The organism is Roseomonas indoligenes (genome assembly GCF_017813365.1).
Taxonomy (GTDB): domain Bacteria; phylum Pseudomonadota; class Alphaproteobacteria; order Acetobacterales; family Acetobacteraceae; genus Roseomonas; species Roseomonas indoligenes.
On the sequence record NZ_JAGIZA010000032.1, the window covers coordinates 1 to 22,600 of the forward strand.

Genomic DNA, 22,600 nt, shown 5'->3' on the forward strand with positions numbered 1-22,600 from the left:
CGAGACCGGCAACGACAGCTGGCGGTTCAAGAACCGCGTCTGACTACCCCCTCAGCACGCCTCGCCAGAGGGGTCCCTATTGCGCGCCGATCCGGGGTCCCGATTCCGTGCCGATTGACAGGCCCCGTCTGCCCCGACTGCGCACAGGCCGGTGCGCCACGTCCACTCCGAGGTCGCCCGCACCGCTGGCGCTGCGCAGCCTGTGGCACCCGATTCCACGCTGGGCAGGACACGGTGATGAAGGGCACGCACCTACCACTGGCACTATGGTTCGCTGCTGTGCGGCTCCTTGCAGAGGCGCCTTGGCTCTCGTCGGTGCGCCTCGCTGCCGGGCTGGGAATCCGGCAGAAGACGGCCTGGTCCTTGGCCCAGCGCATTCGACGCTTAGCCGTGGAAGATTCGGCGCTACACCGCGCGATTGTTGACGCTGGGTGGCAGGGGATGTCGAAGTCCGCCCGGCACATTCGATGCGGCGGCACCCGCTGAGTGACATCAGTCGTTGACGCGCAAGCATGTCAGCCTGGCTCTTTCGTCACGCTGCGCCGCCAAGTTGCGGACACGAAAGCGCCTAAGCGCTCTACACGGAAGTGCCTAGAACAAGGATAAATTACCATCCGCACCGCAGTCTTGCCGCCGCCGGACGGTGCAGGGGCTATGCGCAAACGCGGGTGAGATATGCGGAAAATTCCGCGAAGTTGCCTACGAAGATGCTGCTGAACCCGCGATATTCTCGCGGTATCCCCTTGAGCTTTGCCCTCGCCCTCGCCGACTACGACCACCACGCCGACTACGCTGACAACACCGTCTACTCCTGCGCCTCCGACACGTTCACCTCGACCCTACGAACTGCTTCAGCCGGCCGGCACGGCGATGTCGATACGGATGATGAACCCTGGCGCCAGTGGACGATCAGGTTTCTCCCCGCCGGTGAACTCCTCACTCGATCCCACGAAGCCAGCAGGGTGAGGCCGAGGACACGATGACGAGCACCCCCACTCTCCCCGCCGTCGGCATCCTCTGGTTTGTCGCCCACGGCTACCGCACGCACCTCCTCACCCGGGCTGTGCCGCTGGACCAAGCCAAACCCTACGACGACGCCCTCACCCTCCCCGACGGGCACTACGAGACGTGGGAAGCCTGGCGCTGCCGCACCCTGCCGCTCTCCGGCCCCGCCCTCCGCCCCCTCATCGCCACGACCGAGTACGACAGCTGGCCCCGCGGCCGCGTCGTCTACCTCCGCAAGCCCGGCCGCTTTGTCGTCTACGCCGACCGCCAGCTCCTCCGGCCCGCGCGCCTCGCTCGCGTCCACGCGGCGTTCGGGCTTCCCCCGGAGCGGACCATCGCCCGCACGGACCCACATTATCGCTACGCCACCCGCCTGCCCGAAGACGAGGGCTAAGGCCCCTGCCCGAGCCGCCCCGGGATCAGCGAGCGGTTCGACATTGGGGCGAGTACGGCCGCCCTCCACGCGAGAACCGCCCGCACCGCCTCGGCCGGGGCAGCCGGCCGGTGCACGGTGCCCTCACCGGAGCTTTGTCGCTCCACCCGGGGAACCTGAGCCCCACTGGCCTGTGCGACAGGGCGAGCAGGACCACCGGGTACCATCTTCTCGGACATTCGTACCCTCCATCCAGCCGGACAAGCCTACGACGGTGTTCTCAACAGCTGCCCGTCTCGGGAAGCCCGAAAGCCGCGTGGACGCGAGCGAGGCGCGCGGGCCGGAGGAGCTGGCGGTACGGATCCCCTCTGAACTTCACAGCCCCTTTGTGGAAGCGCGCACGACCACACCGCGAAAGGCACCAACGATGCACGACGAACAGGACTACATCCGGCGCGGCTTCTACGGCACCATCGGCGCCGTTCTTGCCCTTTATCTTGCCCGTCTTGTCGCGACGGTGCTCAGCTACCTCTTCGGGCTCCTGATTCTCGTCCTCATCGGCGTCGCGATCCTCCTGCACCACGTCGGCATCTTCTGAGCGGTGGGCGTCGCCCTGACCTTGCCCAGCCACACACCACCCAAGCGGCGCAAATCGGCAAACCGGCCCTTCCGCAACCCGCTAACGGTTTGAAACGAGCGAGCCGAAAGCAGGCCCTTCTGCTCGGATTGCCCTTTTCCGCGCCCGGCAAAGCTCCAGCACAGGCCCCGTCCGCGCCATCCCCTGGCGCCACCTTTGTCGCTACACCTGCTTATGCCCGCCGCCGAATGTGACGCGGCGATCCTGGAAGCGGGCCTCTACCCGTCTGTAAATGCCGGCTACTCGTCCAGCTGCCTAAGGAGCCACGTGATCCGGTGCTGCTGGGCCTCCAGCAGCAGCCGCGTCTCCTCCACTCGCGCCGCCGCCACCCACTCGGCCGTGGTGAGGCCCGTCGTCTCCCCGACTTGGCGGGTTGGGTTCGACACGGCCACAATCACAGGCAAGGTTCGCAAGACCCTCTAATGGCCGATGTAGACGAACGAGCCCCAGTGCTGCGGGGATCCGAACGGCGCCGTCCCGCGCACAGGAAGCCGGCCGTCCACGACCTCTGACAGCCCGTGTTCGGCCGCGAAGCTAAGGAGGTCGGCCGCGGCCGCCCCGCGTATCCACGTCACAGCGCCCCCGTGAGCCGCGATTGGCTCGGCCCCATCGGCGAGCAGCCTGTACATTTGCACGTGGAACAATGTCGCCGCGATCTCGTCGATGTTCCAGAGGGCGGCGGTGACCGCAGAACTGCGCGCGGCGAGGAGCGCGAACGCCGGGCCGAGGAACTCGTCGGGCGACGTCAGCGCCTGGTGGTAGGCGCTCTGGCACGCGGAGAGGCTCACCAAGCGCGTGTCGTCCAGGTCCAGGGACAGAAGGTCGCGCGCCGAGGCGACCGCGCTCCCACCGAGCGATAGGCCGGCGCGCGCGGGGTCGCCGACGCCGACGGTCTCGCCGTGCCCGGAGACGTGGACGAAGCGGGATCCCTCCAGCGCGCGACGGAGGTCGTCGACGGACCCCTCCTCGACGAGTTCGACGCCTGCGGCGGATGGGGGAAACAACCGCGCGATCGCGCAGAGCTCCGCGCTTACCGACCGGAGGTCGAGCCCTTCGATACCAAAGCCTCGGAAGACGCGCGCTACGGGCAGCGTGAGGCGGTCGGCCTTGAGCATGGCCGCGCGCCAAACGCCCACCGACGGCGCAACGCGGACGAGGCCGACGTCGGCTAGGCATCCGCCGTCGACCCTGGCGGTCTGAAGCGGGAGCACGGCGAGGCCACCCGACGGCACGACCGTCACCACGCGAAGGTCTAGGTCCAGCCCCCGGGCCGCTTCGACGACGGGCCCGAAGACAATGTTACCGAGCTCCGCGGCGATCTCCGACAACGTCCGGTCCGCAGGCCGCCCCGCTCGCGCGCGCCGATCCGTCGGCCGGCACAAGTCCTCCTCCCACCGCCTCAGCCAGCCCCGGAGCTTCTCGCGCGTGAAACCTGGCAAGGGTACGACGGAGTCGCGCTCGTCCCAAACGAGGTGGTTTGGGAGAAGGTGCGCGAAGCCTCCGTCGTCGGTCGCGCGGACCACGACCATCGTACCCGACGCCCCCGCTTGGTCCCGTGGCGTCGGCGCCGCATCCGCCGCGGCCTTGTCCAAACGGCGCCACACCTCCCGGAGTGACCGCGCCTGGGCGGCGCGCTCGGCGAACCGAGAGATCGGAAGCGCCTCAAGCGCCCTCTGCGCTTCGATCAGCTCCCGCGACAAGCGCCGCCCGGCATCCCCGACGAGGGCGCCCTGGCGCAGGGCCGCCCCCAACCCGTGCGCCCGAAGCTTGCTGCGCTCGACCAAGTCTAGGGCCTCGGCGAACAGGCCCAGTTCGAGGAGCAGCCGATACGTTTCGTCCGCTACCCTGCCGGCAGCGGCCACCCTCTCTGCGCGCTCAACCGGCGAGCCGGCCTGCGCGACGAGCGCGTCGTGTCCCTCAAGACACCTCCGGAAGGCGTCGAGGGAACCTCGCAGATCGTCCTGTCGCCGCCTACCGACGCCGACCACCTCAAGGAGTTGGCACGCCAGGGCGGTGTCGGACGGCGGGAGCGAGCGCAGTACCTCCTCCGCGCGGTCGACGACGCCTCTGACGGCACCGATCTCACCGCTCAGGGCCCTCTCGAGGAGGTAGTAGTATTCTAAGGGCGCCACGCCGGAGGCTGCGGCGAGCCCCTTTGCCTCCGCCAGCATCCGGTCCCCAGGCACGCCGGGGGTGAGGGCCGACCGATGGGCCAGGGCGACCATGGCCTCTAGGGGGAAAAGCGACAACGGGCGGCAGACTAGCGCGTCGTCTAGGGCCTCCTCCGCCCGCCCTCGCGCGCGCCAGTCGCCGCGCACGGCGTCGTCGAGATAGTACTGTGCGACGGCGAGCGCGGCTGCTCCACGCTTGGCGTCGTTCGCCCGCGCCGGAACCGCAGATAGATAAGCCTCGACCCAGGTGGGCAGCTCGGGGGCAGGATCACGCCGGATCGACACGAGCTTCCTGGTGATCGTGAGCCAGCTTATCGCCGTGCGTTCGGCAGCGTCCCCGTAACCGAGGCCGCTTCTCAGCTGGCCTGCCCCCTCGGCGAGCTTCTGGGCGTGCTGGAGCGTCGCTACCGGGTCATCCGTCTCCGCGAGACAGAGCGCGTTTGCAAACTGGAGGCGCGCGTTCGCTTCGTGCGCGGTGCCGCCCGGCGCGAGGCGCAGCGCCTCCTGCGCGGCCAGTACGGCGACGCGGAGGTCGGGCTGGGCGCCCTGGACGTGGCGGCACTCCAGTATGCCGTTCGCCAGAAGAATGAGAGCTTGGGCCCTAGCGATAGGGTAGGCTAAGTGGTCGCCATTGATCGCCATTGCGAGTCGCTCGACGGCCCCCGGCAGGCCACGTCTCGCGCTCGCTGAGGGGACGGCGAGCCATCCCTGCACTAGGTCGGGCAGCAATGCGTCGCGCTCGCGGGCTGGCAGCTGCCTTACGGCGTCCGCGGCCCGCTCCAGAAGGCGAACAACCCGCCCTTGATCCGAAGGATCCTCGGCCCGCGCGTGGGCAAGGTTCACAGTGAACATGACGACGTACGCCCGATCCTTCCGCCGCTGCGCGGCGCGCAACCCCTCCTCCGCCGCTTGCGCCCGACGGGCCGGCGGAAGCAGGCAGGACGCGGCCCACAGCCACCGAAGCCGATCCTCGTCGGCTTGGGGTCGTTGGAGCGCCGCCTCAATCTGCACCACGGCTCGCTCGTCCGCAGCGCGCGCGCCCGACCGGAGGAGAGACCCGATCGCCGCTTCAAACGTGTTTCTCTCGGCAGATGGCATGGCTCGTTCAGGGTAGACCGCTCGAACCGCGGGCGAAAGCTGCAGGACACACGTGCCTCGGCCGTGGCTTCGACCCTGCCTATCCCGTCCTCGTAACAAATCCAGACCCGCTACGGGCCGGGACGCGCCGTCCGCCGGCGCCGCGGAGGGGCAGGGGCCAACGGCGAGGCAGCGACGGCAGCTGCGACGATGGCGTTGAGTTCCGCGGTGCACGGCTTGCGCAAGCGCCGCACCGCCGAAGGCATTCGAGGAAGCCACAGCATCCCTCGGTTCAGAAGGCTAAACTACTGCCCCGCTCGCCCGAAGCCGCAGCACCCGGCACCCCGCCGGCCCTGTTGGAAGCCCGATGCACCACGATGCCCCCTTTGTCCCGCTCCTCCCCGAGGCGCTGCTCCGCCGCCACCGCTGTCATGAGCCCACCGACACCCGCTTCCGTGCCATTGCTCGCGCCCTGCCGGCCGGCTTTGTCGCCGCCTGGTCTATACTGCCGCCTCGGTCGCGCGAAGCCGGCGGTACACCACACGCGGAGCGGACGTGACCAGCAGACTCTCCTGGACCCTGAACGGGCCTACCACGGACCGCGCCACTGGCGCCCTCGTCGGTCTGGCTGTGGGCGACGCGCTCGGCACTACGCTGGAGTTCACCCGCCGCGACACGGCCCCGCACCACACGGAGATGACCGGCGGCGGCCCCTTCGGTCTCAAGCCCGGCCAGTGGACGGACGACACGTCTATGGCGCTGGCCCTCGCCGAATCTCTCCTGGTGGGGGACACGCTTGACCCCCGTGACCTCATGGACCGCTTTGTCCGGTGGTGGCGCACCGGCGCTTACTCCTGCACCGGCACGTGCTTCGACATCGGCATTACCATGTGCGAGGCCCTCGCACGCTACGAGCGCACCGGCGATCCGCTGGCAGGCCCGACGGAGGAGGATACCGCTGGTAACGGCTCGGTTGTGCGTGCGGTGCCCGTGGCACTGTACGCGCTCGACGACCCTGCTGCGGCAAGCAGCCTCTCCCGCCCCCAGAGCCCCACCACCCACGGCGCTCCGCAGGCCGTCCAGGGCTGCAACCTCTTAGTCGCCCTCCTTCGCAAGGCAGGCCTCGGCGCCGACATGGCAGCGGTGCTCGCCCCCCGCCCTCGTCGGGGCTGGTGCAGGAACGGGGTCCTCCGGAGAGGCAGACGCTACGTGAGAACGAGCCACACGCACCCGCTGCAGATCGCCAAGATCCTCTGCCCTCGCAACGGCATGCTCGGCATCACCTTCTGTCCCGTTCTGTCTCGGCAAGTGGAAGGCCGCGGCCGCTACCGCCGCCTGGTCACGAGACCTCGCTATGGACCCCGAAGCCATCTGCGCCTGCGGCGCCGCCTTTGTCCTCTCCCTCTTCACCCCAGTCCGCCAGGACGGGATGCGACCTGCCCGTCCATTTAAATGCGTCCGATCGATGTCAACCAAAGGGATATAACTGCGGCTGCGGACAGCGCGCCTCGCGTCGCCGGGAGGGTAAATGATTGTTGACGCTTAGACTGAAGTGCCGTAGCTGTTCAGGAGAAAGGGCTGTGAGGCCTCGGATTCGCGTGTTTACAGCCCAGCGGCCAAATTAGGAGGGGTTAAGCGTTGCCAGGGAAATCTCACCCTATATGAGCAACCTCCATTTCGCTGCAGCGGTCGTGGTCCCCTGCTCCGGACGGAAGACGGCGCGGCCTAGGGCCGAGGCGACCGCAGTTTCCATACCTATCGGCTCCCAGACAGAACTCGAAAATGCGTGGATCGCGGGGTTACAGTCGCTAGCGCCATGTGTTGCTGCCGGCCAACTCTACGCGGGGCGGAACGCGAAATTGGCCAGGAGCATCTCTGCGGCGACCGGTGCGCCGCTGTTCTTCGCGTCTGCTGGTCTCGGTCTCGTGGCTGCAAAGCGCAAGATCCCTTCCTATGGCCTTACGGTGAACTCGAGAGGCCCCGAGAGCATCTCGGCACGAGTGGCTGGGCTATTCGATCCCGCACACTGGTGGGCTGTGGTTTCGACGGGCACCTTCGCAACTGTTCCAAGCGAGGTCTTCGGCCCAGGGCGGGGCGCAATCCTGGTGGCGCTGACGCGGCCATATGCAGCGATGCTGTCGCAGATGTTCGAGGAACTACCCGACCGCATAGTCCGGCGCCTCCGTATTACCGGGGCGGGCCTCGATCGTGTCTTCGCCCCGCGCCTAGCCGCCCAGGTGCTCCCCTATGATCGTCGGCTGGACACGCTGGAGCCCGGTACGCGTGCCGACTTCCCATTGCGCGCGCTGGCACACTTCGCGGAAAGGGTACTCCCGCTATCGCCCGAGGCGAGCGTCGACAGCCATTCCGAGGCCGTCTTGACAGCCCTTGCGGGCGCGGCAGAGCCGGACCGCAAACCCCGCGGCCGCAGAAGCGACGAGGAACTCAAGGAGGCAATCAGGCGCCTGCTTCCAGCGGCGGGCTCGATGGGTCGCGTCCTTCGGTCGATTCGGGACGAGGGGATCGCCTGTGAGCAGTCTCGGTGTGGGCGGCTCTACCGGGCGGTGCTGAGCGAAGGTGCGCCCAGATGAGACGCACGAGAATAGCCGAGCCTTCAATTGCGGTCCGAGCCCTTCGAACCGAGCAGGGTGCAGGGCTGACGATGTACGGGTTCTTCATCGCAGGTGCCGACCTCCTCCAAATTGCGGAGATCAGCCGAGTTCATAGGGACGGAGAGGGATCCCTACAAGGATTCCAGCGCAAAGAGATCAGGCATCACGTCCAGTCCATCGTTGAGTTCCTCGACGGCGGCCCCGTCCTGTTCCCGAACGCTATCATCCTCGCCCTGTCGCCGCATGCCTGGTTCTTGGAGAGCCGGGGCGGGAAGCCCGGCGGCGACACCGGCGCCTCCGTGGCGGGGACCTTACGCATTCCGCTGCCGTCGGACGGGACCAAGGCGGCATGGATTGTGGATGGCCAGCAGCGATCCCTCGCCCTTTCCCGGGCTCGCAACAAGGACTTCCCAGTACCGGTTGTGGCCTTCGTTTCGGAGGATGTCTCTGTTCACCGGGAGCAGTTCATTCTCGTCAACAAGGCACGCCCGTTGCCGCCGAGACTCATAGACGAATTGCTGCCCGAGGTTCGCGCCTCTCTTCCGAAGGACTTGGCTCCGCGGAAGATGCCGAGCGAGTTGGTGAACCTCATGAACTCGGCGGCAGATTCGCCGTTCCAGGGTCTCATTCGTCGAGCGTCGGAAGATCGGCCGGAGGCCGTCGTGACCGACGCCGCGCTAGTCCGGGTCATCCAGCGCAGCCTCGGGAGCGCACTAGGGGCGCTCGCGCCTTACAAGGAGACAGTGACGTCAGCAGCCGATCCAACTGCGATGTACCGAGTCCTTGTGGCTTTCTGGGACGCCGTGCGCGAGGCTTTTCCCAACGCCTGGGGCCTGCCCCCGACGGAGAGCCGCCTCATGCATTCGGCAGGCATCGAGGCGATGGGCACGTTGATGGATAGAATTATGTCGCGCGTGTCGCCGGACGGCGACCTGCGCAGGCATGCCGCCGAAAGCCTGGCGCGCATCGCGCCGCATTGCTGCTGGACCAGCGGACGCTGGCCGGACATCGAGCGAGATTGGAACGACATCCAAGCCGTCCCGCGGGACATCCGGCTCCTTTCAGGCCAACTTACGCGGCTTGACCACCGCTATAGCTTCGCGCGGGCGGCGTGATGCGGTTCATCTTCGCCGACAGTCTCGACTTCATCGATCCGAACTACGATTTTTCCGCGGACCGCAACGGCGTCCGCCGCGCTGTCCACCGCGATGATCGCTTCCCTCACGAATTTTTGGATGACGCGCCTTACGACGGCATTCTCGTCAGCCGAGGCATCGTGGGCGATGCCCTCATCCCCGGAAAGTACTCCGAAGCGCAGCTGATGCGGTTCCGGAGGGAGGGTGCCCGGCGGTTCCTCCGCTATGGTGAGGATAGGTTCCCAGGCAGCATCATGATGGGTGATTGCGGTGCCTTCACATATCGCGCAATGCCGGAGCCGCCTTACAAGGCGCCAGACACGATTGAGTTCTACGCCGACGGCGGCTTCACGCACGGCTGTTCGCCTGACCACCTGATCTTCGACTTCGATGATGCCGACCGCGAGCGGCACCAGCGCGACGTGCCGGAGGACATCCGGCGCCGCTACGAGGTGACCCTCCAAAACGCGTCGGACTTCGTCCGCGAGGCGCGGCACCTCGGACACAGCTTCACCGCAATGGGGGTGATCCAAGGCTGGTCGGCTTCGAGCATGGCGCAGGCCGCCGCGGATCTCGCCGCGATGGGCTACCGCTACCTCGCGCTCGGGGGCACTGTGGCGCTGAAGGTGCCACAACTCGAGCGCGCGCTCGCAGCGGTGCGTGAGAGGCTCCCGAGCAATGTAATGCTCCACGTCCTGGGCTTCGGGAAGATCGAGCACCTCGACGTCCTGCACCGGCACGGTGTTGCCAGCTTCGATACCACCTCGCCTCTAATCCGCGCCTTCAAAGACGCCAAAAAGAATTACTGGGCCCGCAGCAACAGTGGTGACTTGGCCTACTACACAGCCATCCGCATCCCGCAGGCCGTGGAAAACAATAAGCTCAAGGCCAGGGCGCTGGAGGGACGGCTGGACCAGGAAGCTGCCCAGGCGCTCGAAGCGGCGGCGCTCAACGCCGTTCGACGCCTCGCGGCACGCGAGGCGGACCTCGACGAGGCACTCGACGCGGTCATGGCTTACTGGTCGGAACTCAACTGGAACGATGAGGCTTCGCCTTCCCGCCGCGCGGAGGCGCTTGCAAGGCAGAGACGAGCGTACGCGCAAACCCTGGCCGCGCGCCCTTGGGAGAGCTGTGAGTGCAAGGTCTGCGGACAGGGCGGAGTGGAGGCTATCATCTTTAGAAATTCGAACAGGAACAAGAGGCGCGGCATGCACAACCTCCACGTCTTCCACCAGCACCTCCGCGCGTTTCGGGCCACATCAGCATGAGCATGCGACAGATCCTGCAGTACGATGTCATTGTCCCGAGACAGGCCGAAGGAATGCCGGTCTTCACGTTCGCGGCCCGTGCGGAGGACGTGGCCCGCATCGCGCGCATTGAACGCGCCGGTCGCGACAAAGAAGGCGCTTTGCAAGGGTTCCAGCGGCCGCAGATTGCTGGACACATCCGCGAAATTCGAGACTATCTTGAGAAGCCGAACTCCATTCTGCCGAACCCGATCGTAATCGCCTTCACGGGTGGGGCGACGCTTGAGCCCTTGCTCGGGCCGGACGGGTCCCGGCGCGCCCGCCTGACGATCGACGCATCCAACGGCCCGCCCGGATGGATCGTAGACGGCCAGCAGCGCTTCACCGCTTTGAAAGACGTAAGGTCGCGCGACTTAGAGGTGCTCGTCTCGGGCTTTATCTGCCCGACGGAAGAGGAACTTCAGAAGCAGTTTATACTCATCAATAACACGCGGCCGCTGCCGAAAGCACTCGTTTACGAGTTGCTCCCGCAGGTGAGCGACCTGCCGCATCGGATGTCGAGCCGGAGCCAGGCTGCACTCGCGACCGAGGCCCTCAACTATCGTGCAGGATCGTCGCTCAGGAGTCTCATCCGCCAGCAGACGAACCCAAAAGGTATCATCCGCGACACGGTCTTGCAGCGAGTGATTATGAACTCTATTACGGACGGCGCACTGCGTCTCTACGCGGATGACAACAGGCTTCTGCTGGAGCGCGGCGTTTTGCTTATCAGCGAGTTCTACCACGCAGTCCGGCATGTGTTCGCTGTCGACTGGGACGGGCACTCGCCGAAGACGTCTCGCCTCGTCCATGGTGCAGGCATCATCGCCATGGGCTACGTCATGGAGCAACTCCACGTCACGTCGGGCGCCGAGGACAGGGAAGCCTTCGCTCGGGGCCTAGCCGTCCTGCGCGGGCGGACAGCCTGGACGTCCGGGGAGTGGGAGTTTGGGAGCGAGCGGCGACGCTGGAACGGCATCCAGAACGTACCAGCCGACATACGGCAGCTGTCCATGCACCTCGTCGCCGTGCTGCGGCGAGGAGCGCAGCAACGCGAGGCCGCCTGACGCCATGGCTTACGCGGTCAAGGAAATTTTCTACACCCTCCAGGGAGAGGGGCGGAATGCCGGGCGGGCCGCCGTATTCTGCCGCTTCGCCGGATGCAACTTGTGGTCAGGACGGGAGGAGGACCGCGCCAGCGCGGCCTGCCAGTTCTGCGACACGGATTTCGTGGGAGCCGCGGGCGCCGGCGGAGGCCGCTTCCGTGATGCCGCTTCGCTCGCCGCAGCCGTGGAAGCAGCGTGGCCCCGCGCTGGCCTCGGGCGCTTCGTCGTCCTTACGGGCGGCGAGCCGCTTCTCCAGGTCGACAACTCGCTGCTCGTTGAGCTGCATGCCCGACGCTTCGAAGTGGCCGTCGAGACGAATGGCACGCTGGACATCCCCTCCGGGGTCGATTGGGTCTGCGTCAGCCCGAAGGGCAACGCTCCCCTCACGGTGACGCGGGGCGACGAGTTGAAGCTCGTCTACCCTCAGAAGGGCGCCGAGCCAGAGCGGTTCGAGACAATGCAGTTTTCCTATCACCTTCTCCAGCCGATGGACGGACCCTCGCGCGCCGCAAACACGGCGGCCGCTGTCGCCTACTGTCTCGCCAACCCGCGCTGGCGGCTAACCATCCAAACGCACAAGGTCTTGGGGATCCCGTGATGTTCGAACTCAGCAAGCAGTTCCGCTTCGAGGCCGCACACACGCTGCATAGAGCGGTGGATGCTGAGCCCAGCCGCCGCATCCACGGCCACTCCTACCGCGCCGAGGTCACCGTGCGTGGCGTTGCCGACCCAGAGACCGGTATGGTGGTGGACCTCGGCGTCTTCGAGCGCGCTCTCGACGCCGCCCGCGATGGCCTTGACCACCGCTTCCTCGACGATTTGTCCGATCTAGGGCCTGGCACGATTGAGAACCTATCGGCCTGGATTTGGCGCAAGGTCGAGCCCGCCTGCCCCGACATCGTCCGGGTCACGGTTTACCGGGATTCCGGCGGCGACACCTGTACCTACTTCGGGCCGGGGAACCACCTCCGTGGATAGTTCGGCCGCCCTCGTCCTCTTCTCCGGGGGACAGGATTCGACAACCTGCCTGGGATGGGCCCTCTCGCGGTTCGGTCGGGTGGAGACGGTCGGCTTCGAATATGGCCAACGCCACAAGGTGGAGATGGCCGTCCGACCGGCTGTGCTCGCCGCCGTCCGGGCGGCGTTCCCGGACTGGACTGAGCGTCTCGGCGATGACCACGTCGTCGACCTCTCGGCCCTCGGGCAAGTCAGCGACACGGCTCTCACTCGGGACGTCGAAATCCGGATGCAGGAAGGCGGACTGCCAACGACCTTCGTACCCGGCCGCAACATCCTCTTCCTCACCTTCGCCGCGGCGCTCGCCTGCCGTAGGAACATCAAGCACCTCGTGGCCGGCGTCTGCGAGACGGACTACTCTGGCTATCCCGATTGCCGGGACGACACGATCAAGGCCACACAACTCGCGCTCAACCTCGGGATGGAAAACCGCTTTGTCATCCACACTCCCCTGATGTGGATCGACAAGGCCGCTACATGGGCCTTGGCCCAGGAACTTGGTGGGGGGGCGTTCGTCGACATCGTTCGGGAGCAGACGCACACTTGCTACCTCGGGGACCGGGAACACCGTCACGACTGGGGCTGCGGGTGCGGGGGGTGCCCTGCCTGCGAATTGCGTGCCGACGGATGGCGTCGGTTCCGCGCGGGCTCCATGGCAGGGATCTCTCTAAGAGTGGGGCGTTCGCGGCATGGTTTTTGAGCGAGGCGCTCCCCCCGAAGTTGTATAAACGCGTGACGTACGTAGCTTCCTGCAGGCGCTTGACGAAGGCGTAAGATGACTGCGATGGATTGGCACGCACAACGCGAAGAACTGGTACAGTTGGTTCGCAACTCGCCTAAATTTTGAGTCGAAAATGTGCAGTCGGTGTTGGTGAGCTGGATGTCTCTATGCACGTGTAGCATCTGTGTTCATCACGCGAGACGAGATAAGGCGCACACGCTTTGCGTAGAGCAGTACTCGACCGTCGCTCCGAGGCACCTCCATGATTGACTTGATGGTCCAACCCAAGTTCTGGAACCCGGAAACTTCCGGCGAAAGACTCTTGCTCATGCTTGTCCGGAACTCCGTGGAACTGCGTGTGCTGGCAGAGACCCTCAACGGTCTAGGGCCTGCAGCCCAACATAGCGCCCTGCGCCTTGGACGACGCTTCGCTGACCTCTCAAGCTTCTTTGTGGGCGCCTCGGTGCTTCATCTCCAACAGCGCATGATTCGGCTGTCACAGGACGCCCGCGAGAAGCACCCATACGACCGAGATGCGGCCCTTAAGGTCACACGGGAACGCGTCTGCGACGTCCTAAGCTTCACCCCCCTCGACTACGAGGGGGACTTTGGTGTCCTTGTTGAGGAGGTGCTGACGAGTGCCGAGCAACTTGGCAAGGAACCAAGCGCACCGCTGAAGCAGCGAGTTGCGCGCGCTGGTCCCCCGCATTGCTACAGTTGCGGCCGCATGTTTGGAACTATCCACGCAGATGCCCCAGGTCCAGATGGACTGAAGCCGACCGCTGACCATGTCTGGCCAATCGCCTTAGGCGGAGACACTATCGAAGCGAACTTGTTACCAGCCTGCGCCCCTTGCAACAGCCGCAAAGGACATATTGCTACTTGGCAGATGGCTTGGCTGCAGCCAGTCGTGTTCTCCGATACAGACCAAACGACGGCCCTTCCCGGCCTTCCCGTACCCATCAAGATGGCGCTGCACATGCGGGCCGCCATGAACTATGCGACTGCGAATGGGGCCTCGCTGCGCGATGCGTTCCTGGCCATCGGGCCGCGCGACACACCTGCTCGAATTGACCAAGATCAAGGCTATGATTTCTTCAACCTGCGTGTGCACGACGAATTACGCACAAACGTTTTGTGGAGGCCGCGTTGACGGAGTACAACTACGACGCTTTTGTCTTTCATCAGCGTGCGGATGGAAGAGGCCCAGAGCTTGCGATGTTTCTCGCGCCCGCGGCTGAGGTGGAGGCTTGGTCAGATGTCGATCGGCTAGGGCCCGATAATCGCCTCGCGCCTCAACGCGAGCCAAGCAGAGCACGCATTTCCAGCATCCAGCGCTTCTTCAATGACGATCCCCGCAACACTATTCCGACCGCGATCGTCGTTGGCCTTCAGCCGATGGCAGTTGAGGGGGATGGAGTGTCCCGGCGGGTTCGCATCCCCCCGGGCCCATACGAAGGTCCTCGAAAGCCTGGCCTCATCATCGATGGACAGCATCGCTTACGTGGGTTGGCGGCAGTCGCGCCTGACACGCTCGTTCCAGTCATTGCAATCCTAGACGCAGACGACCTGGAGATGGCGTTCCAGTTTCTTGTCATTAACAATAAGAGTGCCAGGGTTCCGAGGGATCATCTACGTGCGCTTGCCCTGAACTTCCCATCGGATCAGTTAGAGGCAAGGCTGAAGACTGCCCGACTGTCGCTCAACCCCAACCTCGGCTCGGTCGGTGTTCTCGATGAAGATGAGGGCAGCCCGTTCCGCGGAATGGTGGCGTGGCTCAACAATCATGAGAACTCTCGGATCGTGGTTCCTTCAGCCATCGAGGCGATGGCTGCCGAGGCCCGGTCCATGGGTTTTCCGGAACTTAGCGAGAATTCTGACGTCCTGAACAGTTTTCTGATCGCCATGTGGGCGGAGGTGAGGTCGGTCTGGGGCGAACTCTTTGTGGCTGACAGCAAGCTGTTATCGAAGGTGGGGCTGACATGTCTGACGCACTTTATCTGTATTACGATGCGGACCTGGGCGCGAAACCCGCGACTGCGAAGTCAAGTTAATGTTGGCGACCCGGACATGGTACGCACCAATACACGAGATGTGCTTACCACGCTCGACAGCACCTTCTTCGTCGCCGAGTGGCGGAGTTCTAGCTACGATACTCGGGCAGGGCGCGACCTCGTCGTGAACGACCTAGAAACCATGTCTTCAAACATCGCCGCTCAAAAGCCTTGGTATAGGGGGCTTCAAGTGGTTGACCGATCTTGGCTCGACGATTGGCTGCGCGAGCGCGGCGAGACAATCCAGGCGTCTATGGATGAGGACGAGCCTTGATGTTGGTTGCCAAACGAGAAGCGAACCCGCGCTGTTCTGGAGGTTCAAGTCATGTTTCAGGGCCGAGTTGTTCGTCGAGGGCGCGCAGTATACTCGTCGCCCCGCGCCCGGAAGCATACAGTAACGGTTTCGTAGAAGGCCTAAATTTGCGGATGAAGTCGGTTGCTGCGTGCTTGGCCGACCAAGTTACTAGGACGAAGATGTCAGCGCCCTCCGCTGCGGCCCGCAGCGCTTGCGTGCCGACGTGGTCCGCGTGCACAGTCACGCCGACGCCGGGAGCCAAGGCTTCGAGTGCTGCGGCGGCCTGCCTCCCCGCGCTCTCGGTCAGCGTGTAGATTGCGATCCGGCGGCCAGCGAGTCGCCCCTCGCCGGCCCGCGCTGACACGGCTTCTGAGACGCGGGGCGCCACAGCAATCCCCAGGGCCTCAGCAAGTCGATCGAGCGCGGCCTGCTGCAGCGCCGTCAACTGAGCGCGGAACCTGTCCACCCGTACGACCGCCGTCGTCCAAAACTCTCGCCGCGTGTCGTCGTCTGGGGAGGGGTGCTCGATAGAGCACTCGACCAATCCGAGCAGCCAGTAGGCTGACCTCCGGCCAGGGTCGCCCGCCATGTCGAGGGCATCGGAGAGGAGTTCGCGGTACCGCCCGGGCGGGAGCCCGGAGGAGAGCAGGCCGTCGAACAGCGCGGCGCTCGCCTCAAGCTCGGCCTGCCCCCGCCGGACGCCAAGCACGAGTAGGGTCCAGGTCGCGTCGTATAGCGGCCGGAGAAGCGGTCGCGGGAATTCGGGGTCGCCGCGGAGCCAGCCGATGATGACGGGCAGGGCCTCGGCCAGGCGCTCGGAGGCGATCCCCTCAGGCACAGCGAGCAGCGCGTCCGCGAGAGCCGCCGCGGACGCCGGATCCCCAACCTGCCGGTCGACCTGCCACTCCGCGGCTCCCTGCCTCGCAAGGTCGAGCGAACCTACAAAGCCGTCGCGCGGCAGCAGATCGAGCCATTCGATCCAGTTGCGCGGCGGGACGACGCGGCCCGCCCTCCAGCAGGTCTCTTCCCACAACTCGCGAGCCCAGGCGGCAGAGAGCAGCCGCTCCCGGTCGGCTGCGTCGAGGCGGTCCACGGCCTGGACAGCGGCCCGGAGACTGTCGAGCGACCGTGACCGGGCAGCTGCGATAAGGTTAGCAAGAGCGTCATCCGCGAGCGAACCCGCCGCGACCTCCGGACGGACCTCTGCCGCCGCGGCCGATGGTTCCGGCGCGGCGCCCCCATTCGCGGGCTCGGCGCGACGCGCGAAGTCCGCGAGTCGCGCGGCGCCGGGCCCAAGCGAAGGGAGAGGATCAGCGAGAAGGTCCCGGAGCAGCGGTGCGAGCGAGACGAGTGTGGCTTCTATCTCACCACTTGCCTCCGCGGGCTCGACGCGAACCGCGTAGAGCGCCTCAAGGAGGGCTGCGGTCACCGCCGCGGGTCGGCGGCTGACGGCGAGATCGACGAGTTCGGGCATCTCGGCAATGGCAGGCCAGTCGCGGAACGCCGCGCAGATTTCCACGTGGAGATACCTGAGGTTCAAAGAGTCCAGCCGGTTCTCGTCGCGTAGTCGCGCATGCAGCGCGTCCGCGGCGGCTCGGTCCCCGTCGGCGAGCGCGCCGGCAAGCCTGCCCAGGAGCCGGCTAGTAGCGTCCGGGGGCCGATGCGCGGCCGCGGCGTTGCCGAGCACGAGCAGACACAGACGCTCCAGGGCCCGGACCGCGATTTCCTGGACGAGCGCGTCGTCGGCGGGCACCAGGCGCGCGACGGCGGCGAAGCCCTCTTTAGCTAGAAAAGCCTCGGCGGCGCCCCACTTCGGGTTCGGGCGGTCCGGCACGCCGGAGAAGCCAGTCAGAGTCGGCCCGGCGAATGCCACCAGAAGCGGGCGCAGGCGCCGCCAATCCTCGGGCCGCCGGGCGACCCCGTAGAAGACGGTACGCTTCCCGGGCCGTGGCCATGGCAAGATGCCGCCCGGGAAGTCCGGCGCAGAGGCCGAGACGATGATGCGGTCCAGAGCGGCGGTCTGGGCCGCGGGCGCGGTATCCCATCCGACCGCAGCTTTCCATCCATTCACCAGGAGGGCCGACCCGGCTGCGTCCACGCCGATCATTGCAGCTGGTGGGCCCACTTGCTGGCCAGCTCTATCCTTCGCTGGGCGACCGCCGCCGGGTCGCATCGCAGTGTGATGTGCTCGTCGTTCACCGTCAGACCGCTGACGGTGAGGTTCATTGACCCGGTCAGGACGAACCCGTCGCCCAGCATGCCCTTCTCGTGGAACTCCGGGCGCACGCACCACCGCACCGACGCCGCTCCGTGCCGCTGCCGAAGTGCCTGGAGGCGCGTCACGAAGGCTTGATTGTGGGGGTCCTGGCGCAGTACCACGGCGACGCGGCCTCCGCGGGCGAGCAGCCCGTCCAGGACGGTGGAGAGGCGCACGGGAGCCGCCGGCCAGTCGGGACAGAGCGACGAGAACTGCCGCGCCGAGTTGTCCAAGATCTCGACGTCTGTGACCCACGCAAAGAACAGCCAGAGCGGCTGGCTGGGCTGGACCAACTCACAGACGAATAGGCTTTGGAGAAGGTCCCGGATCGCCCTGGTTTGGCCCGGCCCGGAGAGGTCGCGCGTTCCCATCAAATGCACTCGCGGAGGCTGAGCGTCGCGATTAGGCGCCCGCCCTCTCTTCCCAGGCGTTCGACCGTCGGGAAGAAGCGCAGATACGCGACCTCGATGGGGAGGGCGAGGGCCTCGACCAGCACTCGCCGCAGGGCCTCGGGCTGCTCGGCGGGCGCCCATACGCGCGCGCCGCCATGCACGGAGAGCGCCGCGCCCAGCAACCCGCGCCAGTCGGCGCCCAGCGCCGCCACCTCCGGCACGCGGTCGTCGAGAAGCAGATGGCGCACGAGCGCCGGGTCGCTGAGCCGCCGCTTCCGAAAGGGATTGTAGGACTGTAGGCTGCGCTGGCGGATCTCGATCCCGCGTGGCCAGAGAAGGCTCGCCAGAACCTGCACCAGGTCGACCGCGGACTGAGGCACGGAAGGCGCAGCATCCCGCAAAACCTCTCGAATCGCACTCGCGATGTCTTCGTCGGAGGCCGCGACATAGGCCATTTCGCGCAGCCCGATGGAGACGCCCAACTTGGCTTCGAGCGCGTCCCAGCGCTCGATCACCCTCAGCAGCAGTTCGTCCAGTTCACGGCGCGTACCGGGTCGCAGAAGCCGTGCGTCTAGGGAGACAGCGAGCGCATGAGGCACGTCGAGGCCGAGCCGGGCGAGTTGCAGCCATAAAGCCTGCCTCAGCCGCCCTCGCTCCTCGTGGCCAAGGCTCACTCGCAGGCGGTCCGCCGCATCGGCCACATTGGGGTGCTCCGATGCCATGGAAAGGAAGCGCTCAAGGCCCTCTGCAGCGATCTCTAAGTCAGTCTGGGCGAGCGCAGCCTCAATCGCGCGAAAGAGGGCGTGCGGTTCGGCGGAGAACACGTCGGCGAACGCCTGCACCACACCCGCCCCGCCCAAGGTTGTCTCCGTCACCCAGATGCGGGTTTGCCCACCGGGCCCCTCCTCTAGGTCGAGGACCAGCGTATCGGTCGCTGCATGCCGGGGGGCGGTCGTCATGCAGGCCTGGAGCACCGCCTCGGCGACTGTCTCGGCCAGCGTCGCACGCAGCCAAGACCCCCAAGGGCCTGGAGGAACATCATCGAGTTCGCGCGCAAGTTCGCCGAGGCGGCTCCTTACCTGCTCGGAGTCAATCAGTTCCATCAGCGCACCCTGAAGCCGGCTAGCCTGGGGCTCCGGCGCTGGGACACCGTCAGCATCCGACTCGTCTTCGTCGTCCTCCTCGGACGGCGTCGCGGCTGGATCCTGGATCGCAAAGATTGAAGTCATGACATCGCGCAGGCTGTTCGGGTCTTGCGCTGAGACCGCGAGCGCTACCCCGATAGTCTCGCTCTTCTCCACCGAGCGAACGATCGCGGCCGACATCAGGATCTGGCAAAGCCACTCCCTCAGGAAGGCGTTCGCAGCCGGGGGCAGCTTCTCGTCGGACAAGACACGGTACCGGAAGTAGGCTGACCGGCAGCTCGCACGGAGACGCGAGGGCAGAACCGCCGCGGCCAGTTCCTCCGCCGTCGGCAGGCTGACGTCGAGGTAGAAGCCGTCCGCCTCAAACTCGTAGCCGACCGCGGCCAACTCGCCGCCCTCGCCGCGGAACTGTACCCGGATGGAGAAGCTTCCGTCGCGCCGGTGCAACTCGGCCTGTGCTGTCGAAGCGTACCTGCGCACTAAGACTGAACCACCAAAGCGGTGCAGATGGAACCGCACGTCGAGCACCCGCTCGCGCCACGCACCGCGGTGGGGAACCTCGATCGACAGTACGTCGCCCTGCGGCAGGAGTTGCGTCCGCCAGTCGAGCACAGCATTCGAGCTGGGCAAAGCGTCATGCGCCTTCGCCTGAGACAGCCTGATTCGCCAAGGCCGGAACACCGGGATCCGATCGGCCTCCCCAAACTGGCCCAGGAACTCCGCCTGCTCGCAGTATGTGGAGATTTGAATATCCTGCACCTCCGCATCGGGCTGAACCGGGAACCAGTGGCTCAGCTTGCCGCGCTCGGGGGCGAACCGCCGCGTGACACGGCCGGGCGCGAGTTGCGCAAGCGCCTTGGCTACCGGGACGGCCTCCACGCGCTCGGTGTGGCGGGCCGTGGCGGGCGGAAGCACCACTCGCACCTCCGGCAGGCTGAGTTCGCTGAAGAGGTTGCGGGGCACGAAGTCCGGCAGTGGATGCCAGTCTACCCGGATGTCCTCTCCAGTACCGTCGGCAAGCCGCCAGTCGCGGACGAGGCGGCGCAGAAGAGTCGGAACCGCCTCCAGGAGGAGCGACCGCGGAGGCTGCCACAGGAGGGCCTCGACTACTGCGGCATCCATCCGCAGCGAAGCGGCCAACCAGCGCCGCAGGTCGTCAAGCCGGCCAACATCGCCCTTCAGGAGCGCCCCGAGTGTGTCCCGGACATGGGCGCGGACCGCCTCATCCCCGCTCCGGTCGCCCCGGGGACGGCTCAGGCTATCCCACATCCAGCCCCGGGTGCCTCGCGGCAACCGGGCAGCCAACCAGTCGAGGAGGCTGAAGACCGCCTGGATGCGCACCACGTGGTCGTTGCGGATGGGAAGATGTTGAGGCGGAAGGCTGGGGTCGAAGAGATGCTCGAAGGCCTGGAAGGCGAGGCGGTCCCGGCCGTAGTCTGACAGCACCGTTACCGTGAGGGGCCGCATTGCGCGCGTCCGCCCTGCGCGGCCCTTGCGCTGGAGAAAGGACGCCATGCTGCGCGGCGCCTTGTGCTGTAGCACAGCGCCCACGTCGGGATCGTTGAAGCCCACCTCCAGCGCTGCGGTCGCGACGACAACGTCGGCAGCGGCGCTCACACCGGCGTCCTGCGAAGTCGTGCGCGCCAGAGTGAGGGGGGTCACCAGGGGCCGCCCGATCTCCTCGCAAAGCCGCCACCGCTGCCCATCCGCATCGCGGGCGGTCGCGTCGGTGCCGGGCCCACGCAGCGCGGCCAACGGGTTGCGGCCGGCATCCCGCCTGCCGAAGATCGTCAGACCCTCGGCGTCCCGCAGGTCGTCAAACAGCCGGTTCGTCACGTCGAGATCGTCTGTAAACACGAAAGCCTTCTTCCCGAAGACGCTTCCGGAGCGACCTCGGCCAGGCGGGTCCAGCGCGCGGCCAAGGAGCATCGCGGCCTGGATGGACGTCGAAAGCAGGGAAGCTTGGGACGAGGGATCCCCGCGCAGCAGGACCTGATACTCGGCGCCCTCCTCGACCATCTCCGAGGGCTCCGGCGTCACCTCCACGACAGCGTCCGGCGGAAGCCCGACCAGTTCGGCAAAGAAGCGAGCGGCCTCGCCCAGTGTCGCGGAGAGCCCTGCGAAGGGGAGGGCCGAGCCAAGGGCGTGCCGATACCGACGCAATGTGAGCGCCGCCTGCGCCCCCGCTGTTCCCACATAGGTGTGGACTTCGTCGAGCAGGGCAAGGAGGGGCCGGCGGCCGGGCGGAAGGCCTACCCCGAGCAGCGCACGCATGCGTGTGTCAGACAGCCGCTGGTTAAGGATCTCCGTAGTGGTGAACAAGAGGTCTGGCGGCTCACGAAGCATTCTCTCGCGCGTCAGCACGACGTGGGAGCCGGGGACCTCCATCCGGCAAGTCACCGCGCTACACACAAGGCGCTCGCGCTGCGCTGCGATGTCCTCGGCCCGCCACACGAGGTCGGAGCCGCAGGCGGGGCACGCCATGAGTGGGCAGATGCGCCCCACCGCAGGCGAGCGGTGGGACGGCCATTTCTCCGCTGCGTCGGCAGCGTTGCGCGGCGTCGTGCCGAAGAGTGCGCCAACGACTATGGGACGAGCCCCACAGGCGCCTAGTGTCGCGTCGAGCATGCGTGCCAGTCGGTAAGCTTCAGCGAACTGGTCCTTGAGCAACTCAGTTCGCGGATAGATTGCGAGCACCTTGACCCAATGGGCCGAGCGCTCAACGCGGGGCAGTAGCCGCAGCAGGGCCGGCAGATAGAACGCCAGCGTCTTGCCACTGCCAGTACCTGCGGTGACGATCGTGCCGGCATCCGCCTCCCCTTGCAGGATGCGCGCAGTGGCGCGGGCTTGAAAGGCGGCGAGCCGCATACCCGCGGTGAGAGCCCGCCAGGCTACATCTTGATCTGCCGTGAGCACGACGCCGCCTGTGCGCAACTCGTCTATTACGTCGGCCGGCTCTAAGTTCCGTCTCGGGTAGCGCCGCCGCCGCCGGTCGATGCGGAAATCAGAGACTAGGCGCGGCGCAGCGAGCCAGGGCCGGCCAGGAAAGAGTTGCCGCAGTCGAACGAGCAACCGGACCGTCTCGGCGTACCGCGAGCGAAGACGTGCGGTGCCGTCGGGCGACGCCACCTGGAGGAGTAGGCGTGCGTCTAGCAGCACTTCCAGCATCTCTTCCGCCCGCTCGTCGCCACCAGCGGCGCGCGCGAGTTGGAGAACCTCCTCTTCCGAGAGGCTCCCATCCACGAAGCCCCACCGCAGGGACTGCATCTCGACTTCTTCGATTGCGTCCAGAAGGGCGCCGGCTTCAGGCAGCATC

17 protein-coding genes are annotated in these 22,600 nt (G+C 66.4%); 12 read left to right on the top strand and 5 right to left on the bottom strand.

Translation table 11 applies throughout. The features are described 5' to 3' along the window. Nucleotides 1-979 precede the first annotated feature (979 nt). Nucleotides 980-1,399 carry a hypothetical protein gene (locus J5Y10_RS25975; RefSeq protein WP_209377052.1) on the top strand — a complete coding sequence of 140 codons (420 nt, stop codon included), beginning with the start codon at nucleotides 980-982 and terminating at the stop codon, nucleotides 1,397-1,399. A 406-nt stretch (nucleotides 1,400-1,805) separates the two neighbouring features. Beyond that, nucleotides 1,806-1,976 carry a hypothetical protein gene (locus tag J5Y10_RS25980; protein ID WP_209377053.1) on the top strand — a complete coding sequence of 57 codons (171 nt, stop codon included), beginning with the start codon at nucleotides 1,806-1,808 and terminating at the stop codon, nucleotides 1,974-1,976. 278 nt (nucleotides 1,977-2,254) lie between these two features. On the opposite strand, the gene J5Y10_RS25985 is transcribed toward J5Y10_RS25980, so the two are convergent. Both J5Y10_RS25985 and J5Y10_RS25990 read right to left on the bottom strand, forming a co-directional pair. Beyond that, complete coding sequence (locus J5Y10_RS25985; protein ID WP_209377054.1) at nucleotides 2,255-2,401, bottom strand: hypothetical protein; 147 nt, start codon at nucleotides 2,399-2,401, stop codon at nucleotides 2,255-2,257. 33 nt (nucleotides 2,402-2,434) lie between these two features. After that, nucleotides 2,435-5,284 carry a CHAT domain-containing protein gene (locus J5Y10_RS25990; protein WP_209377055.1) on the bottom strand — a complete coding sequence of 950 codons (2,850 nt, stop codon included), beginning with the start codon at nucleotides 5,282-5,284 and terminating at the stop codon, nucleotides 2,435-2,437. A gap of 534 nt (nucleotides 5,285-5,818) precedes the next feature. Here J5Y10_RS25990 and J5Y10_RS25995 point away from each other — a divergent pair. The 10 genes from J5Y10_RS25995 to J5Y10_RS26040 all read left to right on the top strand — a co-directional run bounded on the left by J5Y10_RS25995 (nucleotide 5,819) and on the right by J5Y10_RS26040 (nucleotide 15,469). Beyond that, the gene (locus tag J5Y10_RS25995; protein ID WP_209377056.1) at nucleotides 5,819-6,715 is read left to right on the top strand and encodes an ADP-ribosylglycohydrolase family protein; all 897 of its coding nucleotides are present in this window, start codon (nucleotides 5,819-5,821) and stop codon (nucleotides 6,713-6,715) included. Between the two features lie 209 nt (nucleotides 6,716-6,924). After that, the gene (locus J5Y10_RS26000; protein WP_209377057.1) at nucleotides 6,925-7,854 is read left to right on the top strand and encodes a hypothetical protein; all 930 of its coding nucleotides are present in this window, start codon (nucleotides 6,925-6,927) and stop codon (nucleotides 7,852-7,854) included. Further along, nucleotides 7,851-8,990 (top strand): DGQHR domain-containing protein DpdB, encoded by a 1,140-nt coding sequence (gene dbpB / locus J5Y10_RS26005; protein WP_280856139.1) that lies wholly within the window; start codon nucleotides 7,851-7,853, stop codon nucleotides 8,988-8,990. The genes J5Y10_RS26000 and dbpB (J5Y10_RS26005) overlap by 4 nt, the downstream gene beginning before the upstream one ends. Continuing rightward, nucleotides 8,990-10,279 (top strand): tRNA-guanine transglycosylase DpdA, encoded by a 1,290-nt coding sequence (gene dpdA / locus J5Y10_RS26010; protein WP_209377059.1) that lies wholly within the window; start codon nucleotides 8,990-8,992, stop codon nucleotides 10,277-10,279. The genes dbpB (J5Y10_RS26005) and dpdA overlap by 1 nt, the downstream gene beginning before the upstream one ends. A gap of 2 nt (nucleotides 10,280-10,281) precedes the next feature. Beyond that, nucleotides 10,282-11,364 (top strand): DGQHR domain-containing protein DpdB, encoded by a 1,083-nt coding sequence (dbpB, locus tag J5Y10_RS26015; RefSeq protein ID WP_209377060.1) that lies wholly within the window; start codon nucleotides 10,282-10,284, stop codon nucleotides 11,362-11,364. Nucleotides 11,365-11,368: 4 nt separating this feature from the next. Beyond that, complete coding sequence (gene queE / locus J5Y10_RS26020) at nucleotides 11,369-12,001, top strand: 7-carboxy-7-deazaguanine synthase (RefSeq protein ID WP_209377061.1); 633 nt, start codon at nucleotides 11,369-11,371, stop codon at nucleotides 11,999-12,001. Further along, complete coding sequence (locus tag J5Y10_RS26025; RefSeq protein WP_209377062.1) at nucleotides 12,001-12,381, top strand: 6-pyruvoyl trahydropterin synthase family protein; 381 nt, start codon at nucleotides 12,001-12,003, stop codon at nucleotides 12,379-12,381. The genes queE and J5Y10_RS26025 overlap by 1 nt, the downstream gene beginning before the upstream one ends. Then, nucleotides 12,374-13,120, top strand: a complete 747-nt coding sequence (gene queC / locus J5Y10_RS26030) for a 7-cyano-7-deazaguanine synthase QueC (RefSeq protein WP_209377063.1) — start codon at nucleotides 12,374-12,376, stop codon at nucleotides 13,118-13,120. Before J5Y10_RS26025 ends, queC begins: the two co-directional genes overlap by 8 nt. A 283-nt stretch (nucleotides 13,121-13,403) precedes the next feature. Next, nucleotides 13,404-14,294 carry an HNH endonuclease gene (locus tag J5Y10_RS26035; protein WP_209377064.1) on the top strand — a complete coding sequence of 297 codons (891 nt, stop codon included), beginning with the start codon at nucleotides 13,404-13,406 and terminating at the stop codon, nucleotides 14,292-14,294. After that, a complete protein-coding gene (locus J5Y10_RS26040) occupies nucleotides 14,291-15,469 on the top strand; it encodes a DGQHR domain-containing protein (protein ID WP_209377065.1) in 1,179 nt (392 codons plus the stop codon). The genes J5Y10_RS26035 and J5Y10_RS26040 overlap by 4 nt, the downstream gene beginning before the upstream one ends. Nucleotides 15,470-15,518: 49 nt before the next feature. On the opposite strand, the gene dpdD is transcribed toward J5Y10_RS26040, so the two are convergent. Genes dpdD through dpdJ form a run of 3 tightly spaced genes read right to left on the bottom strand, consistent with a single transcriptional unit; the run spans nucleotide 15,519 to nucleotide 22,599 of the window. Further along, complete coding sequence (gene dpdD, locus J5Y10_RS26045) at nucleotides 15,519-17,597, bottom strand: protein DpdD (RefSeq protein ID WP_209377066.1); 2,079 nt, start codon at nucleotides 17,595-17,597, stop codon at nucleotides 15,519-15,521. Next, the gene (gene dpdK, locus J5Y10_RS26050; protein WP_209377067.1) at nucleotides 17,594-18,118 is read right to left on the bottom strand and encodes a phospholipase D-like domain-containing protein DpdK; all 525 of its coding nucleotides are present in this window, start codon (nucleotides 18,116-18,118) and stop codon (nucleotides 17,594-17,596) included. The genes dpdD and dpdK overlap by 4 nt, the downstream gene beginning before the upstream one ends. Then, nucleotides 18,118-22,599: a protein DpdJ gene (gene dpdJ, locus J5Y10_RS26055; RefSeq protein ID WP_209377068.1), complete on the bottom strand. Its 4,482-nt coding sequence runs from the start codon at nucleotides 22,597-22,599 to the stop codon at nucleotides 18,118-18,120. The genes dpdK and dpdJ overlap by 1 nt, the downstream gene beginning before the upstream one ends. Between the last annotated feature and the right edge of the window lies 1 nt (nucleotide 22,600).